Raw genomic sequence first — 8,909 nt, 5'->3', positions numbered from 1 at the left:
GCCCCCCGCTACGCCCGCTGCATCGAGAACTCGAAGCGCCTGCGCTGGGACATCGACCGCGACGTGATCCGCCATCGCGAGTTCGCGCGCCACGAGACCTTTCTGCCCGACGGGCTGTCGTACCTCGACCGGCTCAAGTCGATCATCAGCCCCGGTGAGCGCCGCTTCCTGAGCCAGATCCAGGGCCGCACCTACGCCAACATGTTCGGCCTGGTCGAACGCTTCATAGGCGCCAAGATGCTGGAGCTGAGCCGCGACCATTGGCTCGGCGACCAGGTCGCACTGGAAGCGCTCGTGCGCTTCACCGACGAGGAACTCAAGCACCAGGAGTTGTTCCGCCGCATCGAGGCCCTGACCGCCAGGTGCATGCCGGCGGGCTACCTGTTCGGACCCGAACCCAACATGGTCGCGCAGTTCGTTCTCGGCAAATCGACCTGGGCGGTGCTCGCGCTGACGTGCCACATCGAACTCTTCACGCAAGTTCACTACCGCTGGAGCATCGGCACCGGGCCGGAAGTGTCGGCGCTCTACAAGGACGTGTTCCTCTTCCACTGGAAAGAGGAATCGCAGCACGCCGTGCTCGACGAGCTCGAATGGCTGCGCGAAGACGCCCGCATCACGCCCGAAGCCCGCGACCAGGCGGTGACCGACCTCATCGAGCTGATCGCCGGCATCGACGGCCTGCTGCAGATCCAGGCCAAGGCCGACGTCGCCTACTTCTTCGCCAACAAGCCGCAGGCCGGCGTGCTCGACGCGCATGAGACGCAACAGATCCACGACACGATGCTGGCGGCCTACCGCTGGCAGTACATCCTGTCCGGCGCGCAGCACCCGCACTTCCTGCAATTGCTCACCGGGATGATCACGCCGGCACAGGCCGATCGCGTCATGGCGGCGCTGGCGCCGCTGCAGGAAGGCGGTGCGACATGAGCACGCTCTACTGCTTCATGCTGATGGCCTGGCGTGCGGGCGCGCGGTCGTGGAAGCGCTGGCGCGTGATGGTGGCGGACCGCAGGGCGTTCGCGCAGCTCGACGAGTCGTCTCTGCGCGACCTCGGCATCAGCCGGTCGGACATCCATTCCTTTCGTGTGGATGCGCAGGCGGTCCGGCCGACCACGCGGCGGCAACTGGCGAAATAGTGCCGAGCCGGAATATGCCGATGCCCGGCACGGAAAGTGCGCAAGGCAGACCCGAGCCGCCGTGCCCGGGCCCGCTCTTGCGCGTGGGGTCCAGCTTGTATAGTCCGTCGCGATGCCGCACCAGGCCGGCATGCGGAGACATCATGAACAACGAGCGCGATTGCACGCGTCTTTTGGCCAGAGGCGAAACGGCGGCACTGCCTTTCCATCGGCACGCATGCCGGCGCCAAGACGCGTACCTTCCCTTCGGTGGAAACACGTCGTTCTCCGAAGCCACGCCATGGCCTTGACCCGCAAGCCAGGCACGGCCCCTGCGTCGCATCAACCCGATTCGCGCTACGCGATGTGGCGGCTGTTGCTGACGCTGCTGATCATGACGATCGGCAGCAGCGGCATGTACGTGGTCGCCGTCGTCATTCCGGCCGTGCAGGCCGAGTTTGGCATCGACCGCGCCCAGGCGTCGCTGCCGTACACGCTGTTGATGATCGGATTCGCAGCGGGCGGCATGCTGATGGGGCGGCTGGCGGATCGCTTCGGCATCATGTGGCCGCTGCTCGGCGGTTCCATCGCACTGGGACTCGGCTACGTCGCATGCAGCATGGCCACCGGCATCGCGACTTTCATCGTGGCGCAGGCGGTGCTCGTCGGGATGCTGGGCAGCGCAGCCGCGTTCGCGCCGCTGGTGGCCGACACGTCGCTGTGGTTCGAGCGCCGGCGCGGCATCGCGGTGGGCATCTGCGCCAGCGGCAACTACATCGCAGGCGCGATCTGGCCGCCGATCGTGCAGCACTTCGTCGACACGGCCGGTTGGCGGCAGGCCTACCTCGGCATGGGCATCTTCTGCGGTGTGACCATGTTCAGCCTCGCGCTCTTGATGCGTGCACGGCCGCCGGCTGTCGCTGCTGCCGCGCGACCGGCAGCGGCCGAAGCCACCTCGGCCGTGAGCGCGTCCCTGCGTCCGTTCGGCTTCAGCCTGGGCACGGCGCAGGCGCTGCTGTGCGTGGCCAGCACCGCCTGCTGCGTCGCGATGGCGATGCCTCAGGTGCACATCGTGGCCTACTGCACCGACCTCGGCTTCGGCGCGGCGCGCGGCGCCCAGATGCTGTCCCTGATGCTGGCCTGCGGCATCGTCAGCCGTGTCGTCTCGGGCTTCATCTGCGACCGCATCGGCGGCCTGCGCACGCTGATGCTGGGTTCGGCGCTCCAAGGCCTGGCACTGCTGCTGTTCCTGCCCGTGGACGGGCTGGTGCCGCTGTTCGTGGTGTCGGCGCTGTTCGGCTTGTTCCAGGGCGGCATCGTGCCCTCTTACGCGATCATCGTTCGGGAGTACTTTCCGCCGGCAGAGGTCGGCGCGCGCGTCGGCACGGTGCTGATGTTCACCATGCTCGGAATGGCCCTGGGTGGCTGGATGTCCGGCAAGGTCTTCGACCTCACCGGCAGCTACCACTCGGCCTTCATCGCCGGCATTGCGTGGAACCTGCTGAACATGGGCATCGCGTTCACGCTTTGGTGGCGCGTCGGGCGGCGCCCACCCTCGAGCACACCCCGCACAGCGGCCTCGTCTCCCTGACGAATCGCGGTATCAGCCGCGCTTGGCGCTGGCCATGACGACGAGGTTGCCGTCGGGATCGTCGATCCGCATGATGAAGAAATCCTTCGCCGGCTCGATGGGGCCCGGCTTCAGGCCCAGCTCGGTCAGTCTGCGGTGCTCGGGGTCGAAGATCCGCAGGTCTACAGGTAGCGACCGTCGTTCCGCACCGCGGACACCACGAGAGCGGTCAGCAACGAGCTGATCACCGCCGTGATCAGCACGGCCTTCACGGGATCCTGTTGAATCGCATGGGTCAGGTAGTCCGCTGTCTGATTCGCCTGCGCCTTGACGCCGCGGATCTTCTTGCCTGCCTCGTTGACGGCTTCTTGTGCGTAGGCGCGGCCCGTGTCGACGGCGTCGTCCACCACTTGCCTGGCGTCGGAAGCAATGCCTTTGGCCTTGTCGACGGCGTCCTGGCCGACTTGCTTGGCCTCGTCTGCAACCTGGTCCGTGGATTTGGGGAAGTCGTTCATGAGATGTCCTTGTTGAGCGCCCGCGAACCACGGGCAGGTGAATGTGTTGTTCCAACGGACGCCGCCGTGTGAGCCATTCTGCAAAGGCGCTGTAGGCGCAATCGCCAGCAAGAACCCGTCAGAACTTGTAGTTCATGCGCAGCACGCCTTCGTGCGACCGGTAGCTGCTGCCGAACTGCCCGCCGTACTCCACGCGCAGCTGCATGCTCTTCGACAGGTCGATGTCCACGCCCAGATTCAGCTTGCCGAGCCGCGTCGGCGCCTCGGAGGTGGCGACGAAGGGGCTGACGCCCGCGACGGAGCCGATCATCTGGCTGCCTGCACCCCAGGCGTTCTTGTTGTGCACGACGGCACCCAGGGCGACGTAAGGCCGCAGGACCATGCCGTTGTCGAGGTCCCAGCGGCCGCCGACTTCGAGCATCGGTGAAGCCGACAGCATGGTGTCGCTTTCGTGGCCCACCACCAGGTCGAACGCGCCCGCGCCCTGCTCGGTGTAGCCGCCGGTGCGAATGCGCACCGCATGCAGGTCGAGGTAGGGCTTCAGGTACCAGCCGTCCTGCGGGATCGTGTACGCGACACGGCCGTGCAGCCCCGCCGAGCGGGCGGTGAACGCGCCCCGCGCCTGCCCGGCGTAGCCTGGGAACGCGATGTTGCGCGTGGTGTCGTAAGAGCCCTGGTTGAAGTCGGCCGCACCCGAGAAGGTCCACGGGCCCATCTCGTGCTTGAGCACCACGCCGAGCGTCGTGCCGCGGCCGCTCACGAAGCCGGTGTTCTGCGCGCCGCGGAAGCTGCTGTCGTCGAAAGCGACGCTGCCGCCCAGGAACCAGCCGTCGGCGATGCGGCGCTGGCCGCCGAACTGCAGCGACTGCGTGTCGGCCACGTAGTTGGCGCGATCGGTGCCGCCGGCGTCCACCCGGTTGTCGATGGCGCGGCCCCACAGGCATTCGCGCTCCTTCGTCGTGAAGTCCTTCGGTGCGTCGAAGGACGGGCAGCTGTTCATGCGCTCGACGAAGGCATGGCTCGCGGCCAGGCGTGCGGTACCGACGGCCTGCTGGGACTCGTTGCCCAGGCCGGCCAGCGCGGCGCGGTAGGTCGGTGCGTCCTGGATGCCGTTGACCAGTTGCGCGAAGGCCGGCGCGAGCCCCTGCGAGCCCGCGTCGAAGTTCGCCTGCAGGTGCGCGGCCACCGCCTGCGCATTGCGGCCGAGGCCGGTCGCCGCGTTGGAGAAGGTGGCCTGCGGCGTCACGTAGATCGATTGCTGCGCCCCTCCGTTGCTCGATGACGTGGCGGCGGTGCTCACCGCGTAGCTCACGAGCAAGGGCTTCGAACCCTGCAGCTGGGAACCGTCGAGCTGGCCCTGCACGTCCAGCACCCGCACGGTGTCGCGCGTGAGGCTTGCGGGCCTGAGCGCGATCTGCCCGGCGAGGGTCGCATCGCCTGCGACGGTCAGCCGATCGGCGGTGCCGGCCAGCGAGTCGCTGTCGATCACGATGCGGCCGGTCGAGCCCTGCACCAGATTTCCGCGCAGCAGCGTGCCGGCACCCGGCGCGCCCGGAATGCCGACCTCGAGCGTGCCCTCGTTGCGGACCTGGTCCACCGCCAGCAGGGGCCCGGCGTGGAGCTGGCCCGAGGCCGTGTTGTGCACGCCGCCGCTCGTGAGATCGATGCTGCCCTGGATCAGGCCCGCGTTCTCGACCTGCGCGGTGCCGTGCACGTTGGTGATCGCCACGGCGTTCGGGTTGGCGATGCTGCCGCCCACGCTCGTGATGGTTCCGCCGTTGTCGACGGTGGTGGTGCCGGCGGCGTCCACGTACACGCCGCCTGCGGACTTGTTCCACATCTGCACCGTGGCACCCGAAGCCAGCGTGAGGGTCGCGTTGTTGGTGCCGTTGCCCCGGCTCTGCATGACGATGCCGTAGGCGCCATCGCCTTCGGTGCGCACGAGCGTTCCGCCGCCCATGCTGACGGCCACGTTGCCGGTGCAGGTGGCGTCGCACTTGTACGCCGTCGCGCCGGCGTAGACGTAGCCGGTCGGCGTGGGGGCGGTGGACGTGGTGGGAGCGCCCGCCACCATGCCGCCGCCACCGCCCAGCGACTGCGCCACGATGCCGTGCGCGCGGGCGCCCGCGGTCCAGATGTTGCCGCCGCTCTGGAGCTGCACCGTCACGTCGCCGCCCTGGCCGTTCTGCACGCTCGCGGTGTTCTGGATCGCGCTGGCGATGTTCACGTTCTGCAGGCCGCCGATGAGGCCGCCACCACCGCCGATGCTCTGGGCCAGCACGCCGACCGAGCCGGTGTTGCCGGTGTAGATCCAGCCGCTGTTCTGAAGCGTGACGTTGACGGCCCCTCCGTTGCCGACCTGGTTGGTGGACGGGTAGAGCTTCGCGAGTTCGGTGCTCGGCGTGGCACCGGCGAAGAGCCCGCCGCCGCCGCCGATGCTCTGCGCCACCACGGCCGGTGCGCCGACACCGTCGGCGGTGACGCCCGAGCTGGCCCCTGCCGAGCTCGCCCCGAGCGTGACCGTCACGGTGTTCGCGCTGCCGCTGGAGCCGTTCGCGCCGCCGATCGAAACGGGAATCGGCGTGCCATCGAGGATGCCGCCGCCGTTGCCGCCGCCCTTGGCATCGGCCTGCGCGCTGGTGGTGACGATCAAGCCGCCGCCGCCGCCGATGCTCTGCGCCAGGATGCCGATGGCGCCTGCGCCCGTCGTGTGGACCGCACCGGTCGCGTTCTGGCCGAGGTTCACGGTCACGGTGTCGCCGGTGCCCGCGGCGCCGCCGCTGCCACCGAGGGTCAGGCTGACCTGCGGGGTGTCGCCCGAGGCATTGACGCTCACGTCGCTCGACAACAGGTGCGCCGTGCCGCCGCCGCCGCCGATGCTCTGCGCGAGCACGCCGATGGCCTGGCGTTCGCCGGTCGTCACCACGCCGTCGTTGGTCACCGACACGGTGCCGCCATCGCCGCCCATGCCGCCCGAGCCACCGACCGTGACCTTGAAGTCCTTCAAGGCACCGCTCGAGGCCGCGGTCGCGCCGCCCTTGCCGCCGCCGCCACCGATGCTTTGTGCGCTGATGCCATAGGCCGTCACCCCGCCGGTGGTGACCGCCGCCGTGTTCGTGACGGTCACCGCGTTGCCGCCGCCTCCACCGGTGCCGCTGCCGCCGACGGTGAGGCTGCCGTTGGTACTGCCGTCGCCACCGGAGGTCGAACTGGCCGAGAAGCTGCTCGCACCGCCGACGCCGCCACCGCCGCCGACGCTCTGCGCGAAGATGCCGTCCGACTTGGCGCCGCCGGTCTGGATCGCACCGTTGTTCGTCACCGTCACCGTACTGCCCGCGCCGCCGGAGCCGCCCTGGCCGCCGATGGTGGCGTTCAAGGTCAGCGTGGTCGCCGTGCCGTCGCCGTCGTCGCTGTCGCGGAGGGCCGACACTGAACTGCCGCCGCCGAGCACGGTCTGCAGGTCCGAGATCTTGCCGATGCCCTTCCACACGTCGTCGCCGACCTTGTAGACGCCGTCGGCCACCTGGGTGACGTGCTGCGGGTTCAGGTTGAGGCCGTTGGCAATCGTCGTGCTCATCTGATTCACCAGGTCGCCCGGCTTCTGCGCACCGCCGCTCGTCGACGTGCCCTTGCCCGCCTTGCCGCCGCCACCGCCCACGCTCTGCGCGAACACCGCATCGGCATCCGCGCCCTGCGTGAGCAGGCTGCCCTGGTTGGTCACCGTGACGGCGCCGCCGTTGCCGCCGCTTCCGGCGTTGCCGCCCACGGTGACGCCGGCCTTCAGCGTGTTGCCGTTGGCCTTGGACGTGCCGCCGCCCGAGGCACCGCCACCGCCGCCCACGCTCTGCGCGAAGATGGCGTTCGCGCCGTCGCCCGCGGTGGCGATGTTGCCCGGGGCACCGTTCAGCCCGTTGTTGACGGTGACGGTGCCGCCCTGGCCGCCTTGCTTGCCGCCGCCGCCCACCGTGATCGATCCCGAATAGCTGCTTTCACCGGCGGCCGCGGAGGCCGACGAATCGCCGGTGCCGCCCGTGCCGCCGCCGCCCGCGATGCTCTGCGCCATCACGCCGTAGGCATCGGCGCCGCGCGTCACGATCAGCGCGTTGTTGTTCACCGTCACGGCGCCGGCCGTGCCGCCGCCACCGCCGCTGCCGCCCACCGATGCGCTGGCGCTCACGTTGGTGGCGCCGTCGCCGCCATTCGAATACGACGACGCGGTCGAGTCGCCGCCGTTGCCGCCGCCGCCTGCGATGTTCTGTGCGAGCACGCCGATGGCGCCGTCGCCCGCGGTGGTGACGAGGCCGTTGTTCGTCACGGTGACCGGGCTGTTGCTCTGGTCGCCGCCGGCACCGCCCTTGCCGCCGAGCGCGATGCTGACCGAGACCGTCGGCAGTTCCGGATCGCCGCCCAGGGCGATGGCGGTGGCCAGCGCCGTGCCGCCCTGGCCGCCGCCGCCGCTGATGCTCTGGGCCTTGAGCCCGTACGCGTCGGCGCCGTAGGTCGACACCTGGTTGTCGTTGGTGAGGTTGACCACGCCGCCGGTCCCGCCCGTGGCACCGGCACCGCCGAGCACGAAGGCCGTCGAGATCTGAACGCCGGCGCTGATGCCGACGCCCGAGCCGCCGTTGCCGCCGCCACCGCCCACGCTCTGCGCGGCGATGCCGCCCGACTGCTGGCCCTGCGTGGTGATGAGTCCATCGTTCTGCACGTTCACCGTGCCACCCGTGCCGCCGCTCTTGCCGTCGCCGCCGATCGAGATCGACGGGAACAGAACGCTCAGCGACACCGAGTTGCCGCCGTTGCCGCCCGCGCCGCCGACGCTCTGCGCCACCAGCGCGGTGGCCGAATCGCCGCGCGTGATGATGGTGCTGTTCAGCGTGCCGGATTGGCCGTCGGTCGACAGCAGGCCGACCGTGACGCCCTGCCCGTCGCCACCGCCGCCGCCGTTGCCGCCGATCGCGCCGCCACCGCCGATCGTGGTCGCGTTGCCGCCCGAGCCGCCACCGCCGCCGATGCTCTGGGCCACCATGCCCATCGCGCCGGTGCCGGTGGTGGTGACGGTGCCGCCCTGCCCCATCAGGTAGGCCGGACCGCCCTTGCCGGCGTTCGTCGCCGCGCCGCCGTAAGAGCCGAACACGCTGTAGGCATCACCGCCGCTCGCGCCCTGGCCGCCCACGCTCTGCGCGAGCACGCCGTAGGCGAAGCTGCCGGTGGTGCCGACGGTGCCGTCGATCCTGGCCGTCGCCGTGCCGCCTGTGCCGCCCGTGCCGGCGCTGCCCGCGGCACTGCCGATGCCTGCGCCCGCATCGCCGCCCGCTCCGCCCGCGCCGCCGTTGGAACGCACGAGCACGCCGGGCAGGATGCTGGTCGACGTCGCCGGTGTGTCGGCGCCCTGCGTGCTCACGCTGCCGTTGCTCCGGACCGTGACGGTGGCGCTGCCGGCGTCACCGCCCGTGCCGCCCATGCCGCCTTTGGCGTAGCCGCCCGAGGTCGCGAGCGATGCGGCGCCTCCCGACCCGCCGAGGCTGATGGCCGACACGCCGATGGCGGAGGCGCCCGACCCGTTCACGACGACGGAGCCCGTGGTAGAGCCGTCTCCCACGGTCACGCTGGCGGGACCGCCGATGCCACCGTTGCCGCCGTTGCCGCTGGCGGCCACGGAATTGGCCCACTGGTTGGTGCCGCCGACGCCGCCGTTGCCGCCGG

General features: G+C 70.3%; 5 protein-coding genes. 3 read left to right on the top strand and 2 right to left on the bottom strand.

The features are described from left to right. From B0W80_RS33330 to B0W80_RS33320, 3 genes are all read left to right on the top strand, one after another. On the top strand, nucleotides 1-930 hold a 930-nt coding region (locus B0W80_RS33330; RefSeq protein WP_077003425.1), incomplete at its 5' end, for a hypothetical protein. After that, the gene (locus B0W80_RS33325) at nucleotides 927-1,139 is read left to right on the top strand and encodes a DUF1127 domain-containing protein (RefSeq protein WP_077003424.1); all 213 of its coding nucleotides are present in this window, start codon (nucleotides 927-929) and stop codon (nucleotides 1,137-1,139) included. The genes B0W80_RS33330 and B0W80_RS33325, both read left to right, overlap by 4 nt. A 280-nt stretch (nucleotides 1,140-1,419) precedes the next feature. Further along, nucleotides 1,420-2,709, top strand: coding sequence for an MFS transporter (locus B0W80_RS33320; protein ID WP_077003423.1), 1,290 nt, complete (start codon nucleotides 1,420-1,422; stop codon nucleotides 2,707-2,709). 161 nt (nucleotides 2,710-2,870) lie between these two features. Here the strand turns inward: B0W80_RS33320 and B0W80_RS33315 are convergent, their stop codons facing one another. Next, complete coding sequence (locus tag B0W80_RS33315; protein ID WP_077003422.1) at nucleotides 2,871-3,203, bottom strand: hypothetical protein; 333 nt, start codon at nucleotides 3,201-3,203, stop codon at nucleotides 2,871-2,873. Between the two features lie 118 nt (nucleotides 3,204-3,321). Beyond that, the coding region (locus tag B0W80_RS33310; RefSeq protein WP_077003421.1) for an autotransporter outer membrane beta-barrel domain-containing protein at nucleotides 3,322-8,909 on the bottom strand (5,588 nt) is incomplete at its 5' end.

This window comes from Variovorax sp. KK3 (assembly GCF_001984055.1).
Classification (GTDB): Bacteria; Pseudomonadota; Gammaproteobacteria; order Burkholderiales; family Burkholderiaceae_C; genus Variovorax.
The sequence above is the reverse complement of the archived record's forward strand: the minus strand, read 5'-3'. Positions and strand labels throughout refer to the sequence as shown.